This is a genomic window from Paracidovorax avenae ATCC 19860 (assembly GCF_000176855.2).
Classification (GTDB): domain Bacteria; phylum Pseudomonadota; class Gammaproteobacteria; order Burkholderiales; family Burkholderiaceae_C; genus Paracidovorax; species Paracidovorax avenae.
In genome coordinates, this window is sequence record NC_015138.1 from 4,841,944 (window position 1) to 4,859,345 (window position 17,402).

Below are 17,402 nucleotides of genomic sequence, written 5' to 3' on the forward strand. Positions count from 1 at the left end.
ATTCCCTACATTGCAAGGAACTGCATTCATGGCTATTTCATCGATCTCCTCCTCGCGGCTCCAGGGTGTCCAGGCGCCTGGCGCGCAGGACCCCGCCGGCACCCAGACCCTGCTCGCGCAGGTGCTGATGGCACTGCTCGAAGGCCTGCTCCAGAAGCTGTCCAAGCATCGCCAGGCGCAACCTTCCGAACAGGGCGGCAGCCCCGCCTCCGGCGAGGGCAACCGCAGCGGTGGCGGCGGCAGTGGTAGCGGCAGCCCGTCCGGCGCCGCTCCATCGGCAGCACCGGCACCGGCCGCCGCTCCCGCTTCCGGCGGCACGCCCACAGCCTCCGGCTCCAGCGCCGCGCAACCTGCAGCAACCGGTGATCTCGGATCGAAGAGCGTGGACGAGGCCCAGGCCAAGGTCAGCCCGAAATTCCTGCCGGTGCTGCGCGGCGACGAGCAGCAACAGGACGCCAAGGTCCAGACGCAGGCCGACTTCGGCCGTGCGGTGGACCAGACCGCCAGGGAATACGGCCTGGACCCCAGCGTCTTCCGCGCCCAGCTGCAGTCGGAGTCGGGGGCGTTCACCGATGGATTCCGCAAGGCGATGCAGCACGAGGGCGACCTCGACCGTGTCGGCGAGAAGAACACCTCGATCGGCCTCGGGCAGATCTCCCGCAAGTTCCTGGATGGCCGCGAGTGGTCAGCCGACGGCCCGGGCAACAGCCGCGTCGGCGGCCAGAAGGTGCCCTCCGAGCAATACGAGAAGAGCGTGACCGTGCAGCTGCGGATGGCGGCATCGAACATGGCGCAGCGCATCGCCGACCACGGCGGCCTGAAGCAGGGCCTGTCCTACTACGTCTCGGGCGACGCCAACCCCGCCAACCCCAAGGCGCAGGAATACCTCCAGCACATCAACGAGGCGCTGCGCAAACCCGAGGTGATGAACCCGGGCCGCTGAGCGCCGTGGCCGCTCAGTCGCCGCGCGCCAGCACGGGCGCGATCGCACGGCCCGTGTGGGTGCCCAGGCGCACCACCTCCTCGGGCGTGGCGGCGGCCACGATGCGGCCACCATCCTTGCCACCCTCGGGCCCCAGGTCGATGATCCAGTCGGCCTCGGCGATCACGTCGAGGTCGTGCTCGATCACCACCACGCTGTGGCCGCCATCGACCAGGCGGTGCAGCACGCGGATGAGCTTGTGCACGTCGGCCATGTGCAGGCCCACGGTGGGCTCGTCCAGCACGTAGAGGGTGTGCGGTGCCTTCTGCCCGCGGCGCCCGACCTCGTCGCGCACCTTGGTGAGTTCGGTCACCAGCTTGATGCGCTGCGCCTCGCCCCCCGACAGCGTGGGGCTGGGCTGGCCCAGCGTGAGATAGCCCAGGCCCACGTCTTTCAGCAGCTGCAGCGGATGCGCGATGCTGGGCATGCTGGCGAAGAACTCCACGGCCTCGTCCACCTCCATCTGCAGTACGTCGCCGATGCTCTTGCCGCGCCAGGTCACGGCCAGCGTCTCCGGGTTGAAGCGCGCGCCGTGGCAGGCCTCGCACGGCACCTTCACGTCGGGCAGGAAGCTCATGGCGATGGTGCGGATGCCCTGCCCTTCGCAGACCGGGCAGCGGCCTTCGCCGGTATTGAAGCTGAAGCGCCCCGCCCCATAGCCGCGCGCCTTGGCCTCCAGCGTCTCGGCGAAAAGCTTGCGGATGGTGTCCCAGAAGCCGATATAGGTGGCCGGGCAGCTGCGCGGCGTCTTGCCGATGGGCGTCTGGTCCACCTCGAGCACGCGGTCGATGGTCTCGAAGCCCGCCAGGCCCGTGCAGCCGGACAGCGGCGGCGCCTTGCCGGCGTCCATGGCGTCGCGCCCCGCCTTGGTGGAGCGCTGCTGCACCCAGGCCTGCACATTGGTCAGAAGCACGTCCCGCGCCAACGTCGATTTGCCCGAACCGCTGACGCCGGTGACGGCCACGAGGCGGTGCAGCGGCACGGTGGCCGTCACGTTCTGCAGGTTGTGCAGGCTCGCGCCGTGCACCGTCAGCCAGCGGATGGCTGCGCGCTCCCTGGCATCCTCCAGCGCAGCGGCCTGCAGGGCCGCAGCCTGCGCCGCCCGCTTCTTGACTGCGGCGCTCTGGCGGCCCGTGGGTGCATCGGCGGGCCGGGCCAGCGCAATGGTTGCGGCGTCTACCTCGGCGGGCAGCATGCTGCGCCGCGCCTGCAGCGGGTGGCGCATGGCGTGCAGCAGGTAGCGGCCGGTCTGCGAATCCTCGGCGGCCTGGATGTCGGCCACGCTGCCCTGCGCCACCAGCCGCCCGCCGCGTTTGCCTGCGCTGGGGCCGATGTCGATGATGTGGTCGGCCCGGCGGATGGTGTCCTCGTCGTGCTCCACCACCACCAGGGTATTGCCCTTGTCACCGAGCTTGTGCAGCGCGTTCAGCAGGATCTGGTTGTCGCGCGCATGCAGGCCGATGGTGGGTTCGTCCAGCACGTAGCACACGCCCTGCAGGTTGCTGCCCAACTGCGCGGCCAGGCGGATGCGCTGCGCCTCGCCGCCCGAGAGCGTGGGAGCGCCCCGGTCCAGCGTGAGGTAGGACAGGCCCACCTCTTCCAGGAATTCGAGCCGGCTCTTGATCTCGGGCACCAGGTCGCGGGCGATCTCTGCCTCGCGGCCCGACAGTTGCAGGCCGTCGATCCACTGCCGCACCTCGGCCACCGACAGGCGCGCCACTTCGGTCACCGGCGTGCCGGCGAACAGCACGGCCCGCGCCACCGGGTTGAGGCGCGTGCCCTGGCAAGTCGGGCACACGGTATCGGCCACGTCCTCGGCCTCCGGTTCGGCAAAGGTCTGTTCGCGGCCCCGGTCCTTGTCGTCCTGCACCGAATCGTCGAAGACCTTGCGCTGTTCCTTCGTGAGCTTCACGCCCGTGCCCACGCAGTCGGGGCACCAGCCATGCTTGCTGTTGTACGAGAAGAGGCGCGGGTCCAGTTCGGCATAGCTCGTCGCGCACACCGGGCAGGCGCGCTTGGTCGAGAACGCCTGCAGTGTGCCGATGCGGGCGGTGGATTGCCCGGCGGCCATGGCGTCCTTCAATCCGGCCAGGCCGCTCAACACATGGACCACGCCCTTGCCGAGCTCCAGCGCGCGGGCCAGCGCGGCGCGCAATTCGGACTCCTGCGCGGGCGCGACGTCCAGGCTGGCCACGGGCAGCTCGATGGTGTGCTCCTTGAAGCGGTCGATGCGCGGAAAGCCCGTGGTCGGCAGGAAGTTGCCATCCACCCGCAGGTGCGTGTAGCCGCGCGGGCGCGCCCAGTCGGCCAGTTCGGTATAGACGCCCTTGCGGTTGACCACCAGCGGCGCCAGCAGCCCGATGTGCTGGCCCTTGAACTGCGTGAGCAGTTGCGCGGCGATGCTGTCGGCCGTCTGTGGCTGCACCGGGGCGCCGTCGTGGATGCAGTGCTGCACGCCCAGCTTCACGTACAGCAGGCGCAGGAAGTGCCAGACCTCGGTGGTCGTGCCCACCGTGCTCTTGCGGCCGCCGCGCGACAGCCGCTGCTCGATCGCCACCGTGGGCGGAATGCCATAGACCGCATCCACCTCGGGCCGGCCGGCCGGCTGCACGATGGAACGTGCATAGGCGTTGAGCGACTCCAGGTAGCGGCGCTGCCCTTCGTTGAACAGGATGTCGAAGGCCAGCGTCGATTTGCCCGAGCCCGACACGCCGGTCACCACGTTGAACTTGCCGCGCGGAATGTCCACCGACAGGTTCTTCAGGTTGTGCTCCTTGGCGTTCACAATCTCGATGGCATCCCTGGCCGCCACGCCCTGCTCCGCCTGCGCGCCGCGCTGCTCCCTGCGCAGCGCCGCGGCTTTCTCGTGCACCGAATGGCCGCCCTCGCCCAGCGCCAGCTCGTAGTCGCGCAGCGCAGCGCCGGTGTGCGACGTGGGATGCCGGCGCACGTCCTCGGGCGTGCCCTCGGCCACCACCAGCCCGCCACCGTCGCCGCCTTCGGGACCCAGGTCGATCAGCCAGTCGCTGGCGCGGATCACGTCCAGGTTGTGCTCGATCACGATCAGCGAATGGCCGGCATCGAGCAGCTTGCGCAGCGCGCGCATCAGCTTGGCGATGTCGTCGAAGTGCAGGCCCGTGGTGGGTTCGTCGAAGAGGAACAGCGTGCCCTTCTTCGCCAGCGGCTGGCGGCTGCTGCTGGCGCTCCTGGCGGCTTCGGCCAGGAAGCCCGCGAGCTTGAGCCGCTGTGCCTCGCCGCCCGAGAGCGTGGGCACGGGCTGGCCGAGCTTCACGTACTCCAGCCCCACATCGACGATGGGCTGCAGCGCGCGGATCACGTCGCGGTCCTGGGCGAAGGCCTGGGCGGCCTCGCTCACGGTGAGTTCCAGCACGTCGGCCACGTTGACCGCGCGTCCGCCACGCTCGATCGTCACCTCCAGGATCTCCGGCCGGTAGCGCTTGCCGTCGCAATCGGGGCAGCGCAGGTACACGTCGGAGAGGAACTGCATTTCCACGTGCTCGAAGCCCGAGCCTCCGCAGGTCGGGCAGCGCCCGTCGCCCGAGTTGAAGCTGAACTTGGCGGCCGTGTAGCCGCGCTGGCGCGACAGCGGCGCCACGGCGAACAGCTCACGGATGGCATCCCACGCGCCGACATAGCTCACGGGATTGGAGCGCGCCGTCTTGCCGATGGGCGACTGGTCCACGAACACCACGTCGCCCAGTTGCTCGGCGCCCAGCAGCCGGTCATGCACGCCGGGCGACTCGGTCGCCTTGCCGAAATGCCGCAGCAGCGCCGGCGCGAGCACGTCCTGGATCAGGGTCGATTTGCCCGATCCCGAGACGCCGGTGACGGTGACCAGCCGCTGCAGCGGGAACTCCACCGATACATCCCGCAGGTTGTGCTCGCGCGCGCCCTCCAGGATCAGGCGCGGCGTGGACTCCGCCACCATGCGCTTCACGCCCGCGCCGATCTGCCGGCGCCCGCCCAGATACACGCCCGTCAGCGTATCGGCGCGGCGCAGGTCGGCCGTGGTGCCGTCGAAAACGATCTGCCCGCCGCGCTCGCCCGGGCCCGGGCCCATGTCGATCATGCGGTCGGCCGCAAGCATCACGGCCGGGTCGTGCTCCACCACCACCAGCGTATTGCCCGCATCGCGCAGGCGCAGCATGGCCTCGGTAATGCGGTGCATGTCGCGCGGGTGCAGGCCGATGCTGGGCTCGTCCAGCACGAAGAGCGTGTTCACCAGCGAGGTGCCCAGCGCCGTGGTCAGGTTGATGCGCTGCACCTCGCCGCCGGACAGCGTGCGGCTCTGCCGGTCCAGCGTGAGGTAGCCGATGCCCACGTCGCACAGGTACTTCAGGCGCGTGGTGATTTCCTCGTGCAGCAGCTTCAGGGCCTGCGCATCGCCTCCGGCGCCGGCGTCGCCCTCCGGCAGCGCCATGCGCGCGAAGAAGCGGCGCAGCCGCTCGATGGGCAGCAGCATCAGGTCGTGCAGGGTGAGGCCGGGCAGCGCCTCCAGCTGGGCGCGGCTCCAGGCCACGCCCAGCGGCATGAAGCGCCGGGACGGTTCGAGCACCGCATCGGCATCGTCCTTGCTGCCCACCCGCCACAGCAGGCTCTCGGTCTTCAGGCGTGCGCCGCCGCAGGTCGGGCATGGCGTGTAGCTGCGGTACTTGGACAGCAGCACCCGGATGTGCATCTTGTAGGCCTTGCTCTCCAGGTACTCGAAGAACCGCCGGATGCCATACCACTGCTTGTTCCAGTTGCCCTCCTTATAGCCCGGCGTGCCGTCGATCACCCAGCGCTTCTGCTCTTCCGTGAGCTTGTACCAGGGCGTGTCGCGCGGGATGCCCGCGGCCTCCGCGTGGCGCATGAGGTCGTCCTGCGCCTCCTTCCAGGCCGGCGTCTGGATGGTCTTGATCGCGCCGGCGCGCAGCGTCAGCCGGTCGTTGGGAATCACCAGGCCGTAGTCCACGCCGATCACCCGTCCGAAGCCTCGGCAGGCCTCGCAGGCGCCCACGGCGGAATTGAACGAGAACATCGACGGGATAGGCTCGGCATAGCGCAGGTCGCTGTCCGGGCAGTGCAGCCCGGTGGAGAACCGCCACAGGTCGGGTTCGCCGTCTTCCTGCAGGCGATAGACGTTCAACCGCCCGGCACCGCGCTTGATCGCCACCTCGATGGCCTCGACCACGCGGGCGCGCTCGGCATTGCCGAGCCGGAACCGGTCGGCCACCACATCCAGCACCTTGCGAGGGCCTGTCGGGGTGCCGACTTCACGCTCGGCCTGCACCTTCGTGAAACCGCTGGCGGACAGCCACTGCTCCACCTGCTCGGCGGAGGTATCCGCCGGCAGCTCGACCGGGAAGGTCAGCACGACGCGCGGATCGCCCGCCTCAGCGCAGCGGCGCTGGAGCTCGGCATAGATGGTGTCCGGCGTGTCGTGGCGCACCGGCTGCGCCGTCTGCCGGTCGAAGAGCTGGGCAGCACGCGCGAACAGCAGCTTCAGGTGGTCATTGATCTCCGTCATCGTGCCCACGGTCGAGCGGGACGAGCGCACGGGATTGGTCTGGTCGATGGCGATGGCCGGCGGCACGCCCTCCACCTTGTCCACGGCCGGCTTGTCCATCCGGTCGAGGAACTGGCGCGCGTAAGCGCTGAAGGTTTCCACGTAGCGGCGCTGGCCTTCCGCATAGAGCGTGTCGAACACCAGGCTGGACTTGCCCGAGCCGCTGGGCCCGGTCACCACGGTGAGTTCGCCCGTGCGGATGTCGATATCCAGGTTCTTCAGATTGTGCTGGCGCGCGCCATGGATGCGAATCAGGCCCTGGGTCATCGGGAGGATCTTTCGGAGGGGAGGCGGGCCATTCTAGGAAAGGAACATGGCTGGCCGGAGTCGGAGAGTGGCTTATCCATATGGGGCGGTTGGCGCCATTGACAACCGCTTGCGCGGGGCAATCCCCTGCGCCCAGGGTTGTCACCTCTTGTCACCATGGCAGCGTTCGGGCATCTTCCGGGACGTTTTGCACCGCAGCAACGGGCACCGCCGCCGGCCCGCGCCCTCCCCCGAACAATCCAGCCCTTACCCGGAGATTCCACCATCATGGCCCATTCCTGGCAGACCACCGGCGCCGCCCTGGCCCTCGCGGCCGCTTCCCTGTTCTCTCCGGCGGCCTGGAGCCAGCTGCTGGTGGGACAGACGGCCGGCTTCACCGGGCCCGTGTCGTCGGGCGTGCAGGAAACCACCGAAGGCGCGAAGCTCTACATTGACGCGGTGAACGCACGGGGCGGCGTGAACGGGCAGAAGATCGAGCTCATCTCGCTCGACGACAAGTTCGACCCTGCCCAGACGCTCGTCAACGCGCGCAAGCTCATCGAAGAGCAGAACGTGCTCGCGATGTTCCTCACGCGCGGAACACCGCACACGGAAGCCATCATCCCCCTGCTCGACAAATTCGATGTGCCCCTCGTGGCACCGTCCACGGGCGCGATGGTGCTGCACCGCCCCGTGCGCCGCCACATCTTCAATGTGCGCGCGCCCTACCAGCGCGAGGCCGAGAAAGCCATCACCCACCTGGCTTCGATGGGCATCTCGCGGATCGCGGTGGTCATCACCGACGACAGCTTCGGCGCCGACGGACTGGCAGGCGCGCTCAAGGGCTTCGATGCCGCGAAGCTCAAGCCCGTGCTGCAGGAGCGCTTCGACCGGACCAAGCCCGATTTCTCCGCCATCGCGCCCAAGCTCGTGCAGGCGCAGGCCCAGGCCGTGCTCATGGTCGCATCGGGAGCCGCGACGGCCGAAGGCTATGCGGCATTCCGGGCGGCCGGTTCGGGCGCTCAGCTCGTCACGCTCTCCAACAACGCATCGTCCGGGTTCGCCAGGAGCCTGGGTGCGAATGCACGCGGCGTCATCGTCACGCAGGTGTTCCCGAACGAACGGGCGACGAACTACACGCTCGTGCGCGAGGCGCACGACCTGGCGAAGGCGCATGGCAAGGAAGTGAGCCCCGCCATGCTCGAAGGCCTGGCCGCCGCCAAGGTGCTGGTGGAGGGACTGCGCCGCGCGGGCGCCAAGCCCACGCGCGAACGCCTGCAGGCAGCGCTGGAAGGCATCCAGAAATTCGACATCGGCGGCCTGGAGGTCAACTTCAGCCCCGAAGACCATACGGGCCTGGATTTTGCCGACCTGTCCATCATCGGCACCGACGGCAAGTTCCGCCGCTGATCCCCACGCAGGCCCCTCGGCCTCCCCATGCAAAAAGCCCGCGATGCGGGCTTTTTGCATGGGGCGTCCGGGTTGGTGCAGGCACCGCCGGACATGCCGGACGCGGCCTTACGGAGCGCGGCTGGCAGCGGACGCCGCCGATGCCGGGGCCGCAGCAGGCGCGGCAGTGTCCGGAGCGTGCACGGCATCCGCGCCATGCTTTTCCCCACTCATGTCCACCTTGTCCCCGGCTTTCATGATGACGAACAACGACAGGGCAGCGAACAGAACGAAGCCCACGATGATTTTCCACATGCTTTTTGTCTCCTGGCGGGATGTAAAAAAAGCCCCACGCCCTTGCGGGAGTGAGGCTTCATGCTGGATCACCCGGTGCCGCAGGCCCATGCGGGCCCCGGCAGGTGCGGCGATCAGAAGTTGTGGCGAACGCCGAGGCCGAACGTGCGGGGATCCGCACCCGTGGCCAGCGTGTTCGTGCCGTTCACGAAGCCATAGGCGTAGTTGGCGGCGGACTTGTTCTTGACGTACGTGTAGGCAGCGTACACCTTGGTGCGCTTGCTCAGGTTGTAGTTGTAGCCCAGGATCAGCTGCTGAGCGCCGGAGTCAGCCACGTTGTTCCACTTGCTGGCCCAGATGTAGTTGGCCACCACTTCCGAAGCGCCGAAGGCGTACTGGGCAGCGATGCCCACCGAGTTGCGGGTGCCCACCAGCTCGTAGTCGTTGCGCTGGTAGTAGGCGCCGAGCTGCACGGGGCCCATCGTGTAGTGGCCGCGCACGCCGGCGTCCCAGTTGTCGCCCAGCTTGGCGTAGCCGGCACCGAAGGCCAGGTTGCCGCCTTCCCAGTTGGCAGCGACGTCGTAGGCGTTCTTGGTGCCTGCGTTCACGCCGAAGGGGTTCGTGCGAGCGGTGCGCTCGTGCGCGCTGACCGTGGCTTCAGCCCAGAAGCCGCCCAGCATGGGGGTACGGTAGCCGACCTTGTTGGTCTTGCCGAAGGCCACCGAGGTGTACAGCTGGTTGGAGAAGTTGCCCGTGTCGTGGTTGGGCTGGTCCTGCACGCCGTAGTCGGCGATGGCGTAGTACGACTCAGGCGTCCAGTTGCCGAGGCGGACCATGCCGAAGCCGCCCGACAGGTTCACTTCGCTCTGGCGGCCGAAGAACTGTTGTGCAGCTGCGCCGGTGGAGCTGTCGAAACCGCTTTCCAGCTGGAAGCCAGCCTTCAGGCCACCGCCCAGGTCTTCCACGCCCTTGAAACCGAAACGCGACGCGTTGTTGTTCACACCGGACTGCGACAGATCACCCACCTTGGAATGTTCGACGCTGGTGTTGACGCGGCCGTACAGCGTCACGCTGCTTTGCGCGAATGCGGCGGTGCTGCCCAGAAGGGCCAAGGCGGCGAGAGCCAGACGATGGGTCTTTTGCATGTGATGTCCTCGGATACTTGTTCGGAAGGTGGAAGTAGGCACCGCGCAGGCTTGTGGCAACAAAATGCAAGTGCAGCTACCACTCAAATTCTAGATGTAACAACCTCTTTAGCATGGTTGAAAGTCGTCTTGATAACGAAGCTGACGCTTAACTGCCACACTTTGGCGCTTTTTCCCCACACTTGGCGGCCCCCCGGCCGCAAATCACGGGGTTTTCATACAGCGAGGCCCGTTTGCCAGAAGTGGTGTGAAGTGCGCCTTCGCCAAAAGCACGGGATCCGCGCCGTTAATCGGTCAAAGGACCTTTCACGCAAGGGACCGTCGAATGCCCTTGATTGGTGCACGCCCGAGCCTGCCGTATTGGGCCATTTGCCGGCCCGGAGGTTGTCGGCGGCCAATTGGAAATTCGCACTGCCCGGGAATACCGCCTGCCGGGCGGCTGTATTCCCGGGCAAGCCCGTTCAATCGCCCGCGTAGATGTCCACGTCCTTGGTTTCGCGGATGAACAGCGTGCCGATGATGGCCGTGATGCCCGCGATGATGATGGGATACCAGAGGCCGTTGTACATGTTGCCCGTCTGCGCCACGATGGCGAACGACATGGTGGGCAGCAGGCCGCCGAACCAGCCGTTGCCGATGTGGTACGGCAGGCTCATCGAGGTGTAGCGGATGCGCGTGGGGAACATCTCCACCAGCATCGCTGCGATGGGGCCATACACCATGGTCACCAGCAGCACCAGATAGGTCAGGATGACGATCATCATCACCTTGTTCATCTTGGCGGGGTCGGCCTTGGCGGGATAGCCGTCGGCCTTCAACGTTTCGGCCACGGCCTTCTTGAAGTCGGCATCCTTGGCCTTGGCTTCTTCGGCAGAAAGCCCGCGGGCGGCGTAGCTCGGGATCGTGGTCTGGCCGATCTTGATCACCGCGGGCGTGCCGGCCGGCGCGGCCTCGTTGTCATAGCTGACCGAGCTGGCGGCCAGCACCTGCTTGGCGACGTCGCAGGAGCTGGTGAACTTGGCCGTGCCGGTCGGGTTGAACTGGAACGAGCACTCGGCCGGGTCGGCCACGATCACCACCTTGTTCTTCGCCTGCGCGGCGGCCAGGTCGGGGTTGGCGGCTTCGGTCAGCGCCTTGAAGACGGGGAAATACGTCAGCACGGCCAGAACGCAGCCCAGCATGATGATGGGCTTGCGGCCGATCCGGTCGGAGAGCGCGCCGAAGACGACGAAGAACGGCGTGCCGATCAGCAGGGCGGCGGCGATCATCAGGTTGGCCGTGACGGCGTCCACCTTGAGCTGCTGCGTGAGGAAGAAGAGCGCATAGAACTGGCCCGTGTACCAGACCACCGCCTGGCCGGCGGTCAGGCCGATCAGCGCCAGGATCACGATCTTCAGGTTCTTCCACTGGCCGAACGATTCGCGCAGCGGCGCCTTGGAGGTCTTGCCCTCGGCCTTCATGCGCTGGAACGCGGGAGACTCCGACAGCGAGAGCCGGATCCACAGCGACACGCCCAGCAACAGGATGGAAACGAGGAACGGAATGCGCCAGCCCCAGTCGGTGAAGGCCTGCTCGCCCATGGCGGTGCGGGTTCCCAGGATCACCAGCAGCGACAGGAACAGGCCCATCGTGGCGGTGGTCTGGATCCACGAGGTATAGGCGCCGCGCTTGCCCTGCGGCGCATGCTCGGCCACGTAGGTCGCCGCGCCGCCGTATTCGCCGCCCAGGGCCAGGCCCTGCAGCATGCGAAGCGCGATCAGGATGACCGGCGCGGCCACGCCGATGCTGGCATAGGTCGGCAATACGCCCACGATGAAGGTGGACAGGCCCATGATCAGGATGGTGACCAGGAAGGTGTACTTGCGCCCGATCATGTCGCCCAGCCGCCCGAACACCAGCGCGCCGAAGGGCCGCACGATGAAGCCGGCAGCGAAGGCCAGCAGCGCGAAGATGAACGCGGAGCCCGCGTCCAGCCCGCTGAAGAACTGCTTGGCGATGATGGCGGCGAGCGAACCGTACAGGTAGAAGTCATACCACTCGAAAACGGTGCCCAGCGACGAGGCCAGGATGACTTTTCTTTCTTCCGGCGACATGGGCCGGGGAGCGACATTGGTAGCCATGGTGCTTGTCTCCATGAGGTGATCAGTGCGACTGCTCCGCGCGCCCCCTCCAGGACACCGCGTGCAACCTGGGTCGCACTATCGAGCCGCCATCTGACCGAAGTCTGACAAGCACGGCACCTCCGGGGAAAACCCTTCCCCGGGACAAACCCGCATGCAGGGAAAGCAGGCGCTACGTCAAACCGGAAGGGAGTTCCGCCACCGCGTCCCATCGCGGCCCCTCGAACCACGGATCGCCCTCCAGGCGGGCGCGCAGCATGGGCAGGCTATCCAGCCCCCAGAAGAGCTGGCCGTCCACCACGAAGGCGGGCACGCCGAACACGCCCTGCGCGGCAGCCGCATCGGTGTTCGCGCGCAGCAGCGCCTTGGCTCTGGCGCCCGGCTCTTCGCCCGGCGATTCCGCGCGCCGTTGCGGCGAGAGCACCTGGGCCAGGTCCTCCAGCCGCCCGGGATCCAGCGCATCGGCACCGCCGAGCCACACGTGGCGCAGCACGGTGCCGGCCACGAAGCGGTTGATGGCCCCGTCCTCGCTGCAGGCCAGGGACTGGCGCAGCAGGGGCAGGGGATTGAAGGGATGCCGCGCCGGCATGTCCAGCCCCGTTCCCAGCGCATGGCCCAGCCACTCGGCATGGCGGTAGGTCCAGGCACGCTTGGGTGCGATGCCCGCGGGGCCGGGGTTGCCGTGCTGCTGCAGCAGCGCACCGAGCAGCACGGGCCGGTATTCGACCGAATGGCTCAGCCCCTCGAGCACCTGGGGCAGGCGCTCGAACGCCAGCCACGCGTACGGCGAAACGAAATCCAGGTAGAAGACGATGTGCTTCATGGCGAAGTCCTTTCCATGGCGATGCCGGAAAGCGGCGCGGGAACCGCCAGGCCCGCGCGGCGCAGCAGGGCCGACCAGACCGCGCGGCGCGCGTCGGGGCCCGCGACGGACCAGTCCCGGATGTCGTCCAGGGTGCGGAAACACCCTTCGCAATGGCTGCCGCTGGCGCTCATGCGGCACACGCCGATGCAGGGCGAGGGAGGCGCCTGCGTGCTGCCGGGCACGAAACTGCCCTCGGCGGCGGCCTGTGCCGCGCGCTCTGCGAGCGCCTGGACGGGATTCATGCGGCGGGCGGCTGGACCACGTCCACGACCGGCGCGCCGGTCAGCGCCTCCAGGTCCTGCGGACGCAGGGGGAACACGCCGTGCGGATGGCCCGCGGCCGCCCAGATCTCGTCGAAGCGGAACAGCTCGCGGTCGATCAGCGTCACCGGCGGCGTGGCGTGGGCCACGGGCGAGACGCCGCCGATCGAAAATCCGGTGCGCGCCTTCACGAACTCCGCATCGGCGCGGCCCACCTTTCCCACGAGTGCTTCCACTTTCTTCTCGTCCACCCGACGGTCGCCCGAGGTGACCACCAGGACGGCCACGTCGTCGCTCTTGCGGCGGAAGATGATGCTCTTGGCGATCTGGCCGACGGCGATGCCCAGGGCATCGGCGGCCTCCTGCGCGGTGCGCGCCGAGCTGTCCAGCATGCGGGGGCCCTGCGCATGGCCCTTGGCCTGCAGTGCGGCGGCCACGCGCTGCACGCCGTCGGGAAGGGATTGAAGTTCAGCACCGCACATGTGCGAGACCTCCTGCAAAAATGGTGGAATGGACGAAGCGCCGGATTGTGCCGCGCCCCGCCCTGCGGCGCATCAGCCCGCGCGCTTGTTCAAGAGCGCCGTGGCCGCGCGCGAATTCGGCTTGCGGCCGAGGAAATCGCTGATGTAGGCCCCCGCATCGACCAGCGCATCCAGGTCGATGCCCGTCTCGATGCCCATGCCGTGCAGCATGTACACCACGTCTTCGGTGGCCACGTTGCCCGTCGCGCCCTTGGCATAGGGACAGCCGCCGAGGCCGGCGACCGAGGTGTCGAACTGCCAGACGCCCATCTCCAGCGCGGCCAGGGTGTTGGCCAGGGCCTGTCCGTAGGTATCGTGGAAGTGGCCGGAAACATCCTCCACCGCATAGTGCTCGAGCGTCGCCTCGATGGCACGCTGCACCTTGCGCGGGGTGCCCACGCCGATGGTGTCGGCCACGCCGATGTGCTGCACGCCGATGCCCTTCATGAGCCCGGCCAGGTAGCCCACGCGCTCCGGCGCCACTTCGCCCTCGTACGGGCAGCCCACGGTGCAGCTCATCGCCCCGCGCACATGGATGCCGGCAGCGCGCGCGGCCTCCACCACCGGCGCGAAGCGCTCGATGCTCTCGGCGATGCTGCAGTTGATGTTCTTCTGGCTGAACGCCTCGCTGGCAGAGCCGAACACCACGATCTCGTCGGGCCGGTCCAGCACGGCTGCCTCGTAGCCCTTCAGGTTGGGCGTCAGCACCGAATAGCGGACGCCCGGCCGCCGCTCGATGCCGGCCATCACCTCATGGTTGTCCGCCATCTGCGGCACCCACTTGGGGCTCACGTAGCTCGTGACCTCGATCTCGGTCAGCCCGGCCGCCTGCAGCCGGTGGACGAGGCCGATCTTGACGCTGGCCGGCACGGGAGATTTCTCGTTCTGCAGCCCGTCGCGCGGGCCGACGTCCACGAGCCTGGCTCGGGTGGGAAGGGATGGCATGGGAGGGTTCCTGAAAAAGGTTCGCGGGATTCGGGCAGCCTCAATAGCCCCTCGATGGATCGACCTCGCCGCGCACCGAGGCAGCACCCTGGCGGAGGGCATCGATCTTGCGCGCGATCTGGGCGATGCTCTCCGCGCGCAGCGTGCGTGCGGAGGTGTGGGGCGTGACGGTGACGCGTGGATGACCCCAGAACGGATGGTCCGCGGGCAGAGGTTCGGTGCGGAAGACGTCCAGCGTGGCACCCGCGAGATGGCCGCTGTCCAGCAGGGGCAGCAGGTCCTCCTCCACGAGGTGCGCTCCCCGCGCCACGTTGATCACGTAGCCGCCCGGCAGCAGGCGCGAAAGCGTATCGCGGCGCAGGATGCCGGTCGTGTCGGGCGTGAGGGGCAGCAGGTTCACCAGCACGCGGCTCGCCGCCAGGAAATCCTGCAGCCCGTCGGCCCCGTGGAAGGTGCGCACGCCTTCGATCGCCTTGGGCGAGCGGCTCCAGCCCTGCACGGGAAACTCGAAATGCGCCAGGGCGCGCGCCACGCGCTCGCCCAGCACGCCCAGCCCCATGACGCCCACCGGGAAATCATGCCGCAGCCGCGGCTTGCGGAAAGCCCAGCGGCCTTCATGCTCCGCCGCCTCGTAGGCATCGAATTCGCGGAAATGGCGGATGACGGCATGGCAGACGTATTCCGCCATCTGCACGGCCATGCCCGCGTCGTCGAGCCGCACGATGCGGCAGCCTTCGGGCACACGGAGCTTCAGCAGCGCATCCACGCCCGCGCCGATGTTGAACAGCGCCTGCAACCGGGGCTGCTCGTCCAGGAACTGCTGGGGCGGCGCCCACACCACCGCGTAGTCGGCCTCGGGGGCGCCGGGCTCCCAGACCGTGATGCGGGCATCGGGCAAGGCAGCGCGCAGGCCTTCCAGCCAGGGCGCGGGCGGCGTATCGGTACAGCAAAACAGGATGTCGGTCATTCCCCGGAGCCTATCGCAGAGGGCATGGTCCGCGCTGTCACACAGGCTTTCGGCGCGCCGTCATGCCGCCGCGGCCAGGCGCAGCAACTCGGCCCCTTCGGTCACCTGATCGCCGGGCGCATAGAGAAGCTCTTCCACCATGCCATCGGCAGGCGCGGCGATCGTGTGCTCCATCTTCATGGCCTCCATCACGGCCAGGGCCTGGCCCTTGGCCACGCGATCACCCGCGCGCACGGCGAAGGACACCACCTTGCCCGGCATCGGGGCGGTGAGACGGCCGCCTTCGGCCTGCGCCTCGCCCGCATGCGCCAGCCGGTCGATGGCCGTGAGCTGCGCAGCGCCCCGCGGCATGAAGACGTGTCGGGCCTCCCCGCGGGCGTGCACCGTGGCCCGGGTGCGCTCGCCGGCAAAGGACAGGTCGATGGCCTCGCCCTTCCCTTCCGCGCCGCCGGGACGCCCGAAGCCGAGCGGCCCCTCGGCCAGCACGGCGCCGCCGGCCTCCACCCGGAGCAGGGGCGCCTCGCCGGGCCGGTAAGTGAGCGTCGCGGAGGCCGGCTGCCCGGCACACTCCACCTCGAAGCGCCGGTGGCTCTCCCCCCATCCCTGCCATCCGTCCCGGCGTCCGAACGGGTCGCCCGGCAGCTCGGCCGCCTGCTCGGCCAGCAGCGCATGGGCCACGGTCGCGGCCAGCGACAGCGGCAGCGGCACCGGCGACTGGTGGAAGAGCACCGCCTGCTCGCGCTGGATGAGCGCGGTATCCAGGCGGGCCTGCGAGAAGGACCCGGTGCGCAGAACGTGCCGCAGGAACTGCACGTTCGTCGCCAGCCCCACGATGTGCATGCGCGACAGCGCCTCGTCCAGCCGCGCCAGCGCCTGCTCGCGCGTGTCGCCGTGCACGATGAGCTTGGCGATCATCGAGTCGTAGAACGGGCTGATCGCGTCGCCCTCGCGCACGCCGGCATCGATGCGCACCATGCCGCGCTCGAAATGCGTGCAAGGGCCATGGCGATAGATGGCCAGGCGCCCCGTGGCGGGCAGGAACTGGTTGTCCGGGTTCTCGGCGCAGATGCGCGCCTCGATCGCATGGCCGGAAATGCGCAACTGGTCCTGCGCCAGCGGCAGCGGCTCACCCGCGGCCACCCGCAATTGCCACTCCACGAGATCCTGGCCGGTGATCGCCTCCGTCACCGGATGCTCCACCTGCAGGCGCGTGTTCATTTCCATGAAGAAGAAATCCATCGCGCCGCCCTCGCGCTGCTCGACGATGAATTCCACGGTGCCGGCCCCCACGTAGCCTACGGCTCGTGCGGCGGCGACGGCGGCCTGGCCCATGCGTGCCCGCATCTCCCCGGTCATGCCCGGCGCGGGCGCCTCCTCCAGCACCTTCTGGTGTCGGCGCTGCACGGAGCAGTCGCGCTCGAAGAGATACACGCACCCGCCATGCGTGTCGCCGAACACCTGGATCTCGATATGGCGCGGACGCTGCACATACTTCTCGATCAGCACCGCGTCATCGCCGAAGCTGTTGATCGCCTCGCGCTTGCACGACTCCAGCGCCGCCGCGAAATCGGCGGCCTTCTCCACGGCGCGCATGCCCTTGCCGCCGCCGCCTGCGCTCGCCTTGATGAGCACCGGGTAGCCGATGCGGTCGGCCTCGCGCTGCAGCAGCGCCGGATCCTGGTCGGCACCATGGTAGCCCGGCACCAGCGGCACGCCGGCCTTTTCCATCAACTGCTTGGATTCCGCCTTGAGCCCCATCGCCTGGATGGCGGACGGCGGCGGGCCGATGAAGACGAGGCCGGCGTCCTGGCAGGCCTGCGCGAACTCCTCGTTCTCCGACAGGAACCCATAGCCCGGATGGATGGCCTGGGCCCCCGTGCGACGCGCCGCCTCGAGGATGCGCTCCCAGCGCAGGTAGCTCTCCTGCGGCGCGCTGCCGCCGATGTGAACCGCCTCGTCGCAGGCTGCCACGTGCCGGGCAGATGCGTCGGCATCGGAATACACGGCCACGGTCTTCACGCCCATGCGGCGCGCGGTGGCGGCCACCCGGCAGGCGATCTCTCCGCGGTTGGCGATCAGGATTTTTTCAAACATCTTTG

Annotated in this window: 12 protein-coding genes; 2 read left to right on the forward strand and 10 right to left on the reverse strand. The window is 68.4% G+C overall.

Annotation, left to right across the window (positions count from 1 at the left end):
* The first annotated feature begins 28 nt into the window (after window positions 1-28).
* Entirely contained in the window at window positions 29-943 is a 915-nt protein-coding gene (locus ACAV_RS21010) for a hypothetical protein (RefSeq protein WP_013596596.1), read from the forward strand.
* A gap of 13 nt (window positions 944-956) precedes the next feature.
* Here the strand turns inward: ACAV_RS21010 and uvrA are convergent, their stop codons facing one another.
* Complete coding sequence (gene uvrA, locus ACAV_RS21015; protein WP_013596597.1) at window positions 957-6,818, reverse strand: excinuclease ABC subunit UvrA; 5,862 nt, start codon at window positions 6,816-6,818, stop codon at window positions 957-959.
* A 267-nt stretch (window positions 6,819-7,085) separates the two neighbouring features.
* Here uvrA and ACAV_RS21020 point away from each other — a divergent pair, with 267 nt between their 5' ends.
* Complete coding sequence (locus tag ACAV_RS21020) at window positions 7,086-8,207, forward strand: ABC transporter substrate-binding protein (RefSeq protein ID WP_013596598.1); 1,122 nt, start codon at window positions 7,086-7,088, stop codon at window positions 8,205-8,207.
* Window positions 8,208-8,315: 108 nt separating this feature from the next.
* On the opposite strand, the gene ACAV_RS21025 is transcribed toward ACAV_RS21020, so the two are convergent.
* The 9 genes from ACAV_RS21025 to ACAV_RS21065 form a co-directional block, all read right to left on the reverse strand.
* The gene (locus ACAV_RS21025; protein ID WP_013596599.1) at window positions 8,316-8,501 is read right to left on the reverse strand and encodes a hypothetical protein; all 186 of its coding nucleotides are present in this window, start codon (window positions 8,499-8,501) and stop codon (window positions 8,316-8,318) included.
* Window positions 8,502-8,614: 113 nt separating this feature from the next.
* Complete coding sequence (locus ACAV_RS21030; protein ID WP_013596600.1) at window positions 8,615-9,625, reverse strand: porin; 1,011 nt, start codon at window positions 9,623-9,625, stop codon at window positions 8,615-8,617.
* Between the two features lie 461 nt (window positions 9,626-10,086).
* On the reverse strand, window positions 10,087-11,745 hold the full coding sequence (locus ACAV_RS21035) for an MFS transporter (RefSeq protein ID WP_013596601.1): 1,659 nt from the start codon (window positions 11,743-11,745) through the stop codon (window positions 10,087-10,089).
* 172 nt (window positions 11,746-11,917) lie between these two features.
* Window positions 11,918-12,568: a 2-hydroxychromene-2-carboxylate isomerase gene (locus ACAV_RS21040; protein WP_013596602.1), complete on the reverse strand. Its 651-nt coding sequence runs from the start codon at window positions 12,566-12,568 to the stop codon at window positions 11,918-11,920.
* Window positions 12,565-12,852, reverse strand: coding sequence for a DUF1289 domain-containing protein (locus ACAV_RS21045; protein WP_013596603.1), 288 nt, complete (start codon window positions 12,850-12,852; stop codon window positions 12,565-12,567). Before ACAV_RS21045 ends, ACAV_RS21040 begins: the two co-directional genes overlap by 4 nt.
* The gene (locus ACAV_RS21050; RefSeq protein ID WP_013596604.1) at window positions 12,849-13,352 is read right to left on the reverse strand and encodes a YbaK/EbsC family protein; all 504 of its coding nucleotides are present in this window, start codon (window positions 13,350-13,352) and stop codon (window positions 12,849-12,851) included. Before ACAV_RS21050 ends, ACAV_RS21045 begins: the two co-directional genes overlap by 4 nt.
* A 72-nt stretch (window positions 13,353-13,424) precedes the next feature.
* Entirely contained in the window at window positions 13,425-14,336 is a 912-nt protein-coding gene (locus tag ACAV_RS21055; RefSeq protein WP_013596605.1) for a hydroxymethylglutaryl-CoA lyase, read from the reverse strand.
* 40 nt (window positions 14,337-14,376) lie between these two features.
* Window positions 14,377-15,303, reverse strand: coding sequence for a 2-hydroxyacid dehydrogenase (locus ACAV_RS21060; RefSeq protein WP_013596606.1), 927 nt, complete (start codon window positions 15,301-15,303; stop codon window positions 14,377-14,379).
* 60 nt (window positions 15,304-15,363) lie between these two features.
* Entirely contained in the window at window positions 15,364-17,397 is a 2,034-nt protein-coding gene (locus ACAV_RS21065; protein WP_013596607.1) for an acetyl-CoA carboxylase biotin carboxylase subunit, read from the reverse strand.
* Window positions 17,398-17,402 lie beyond the last annotated feature (5 nt).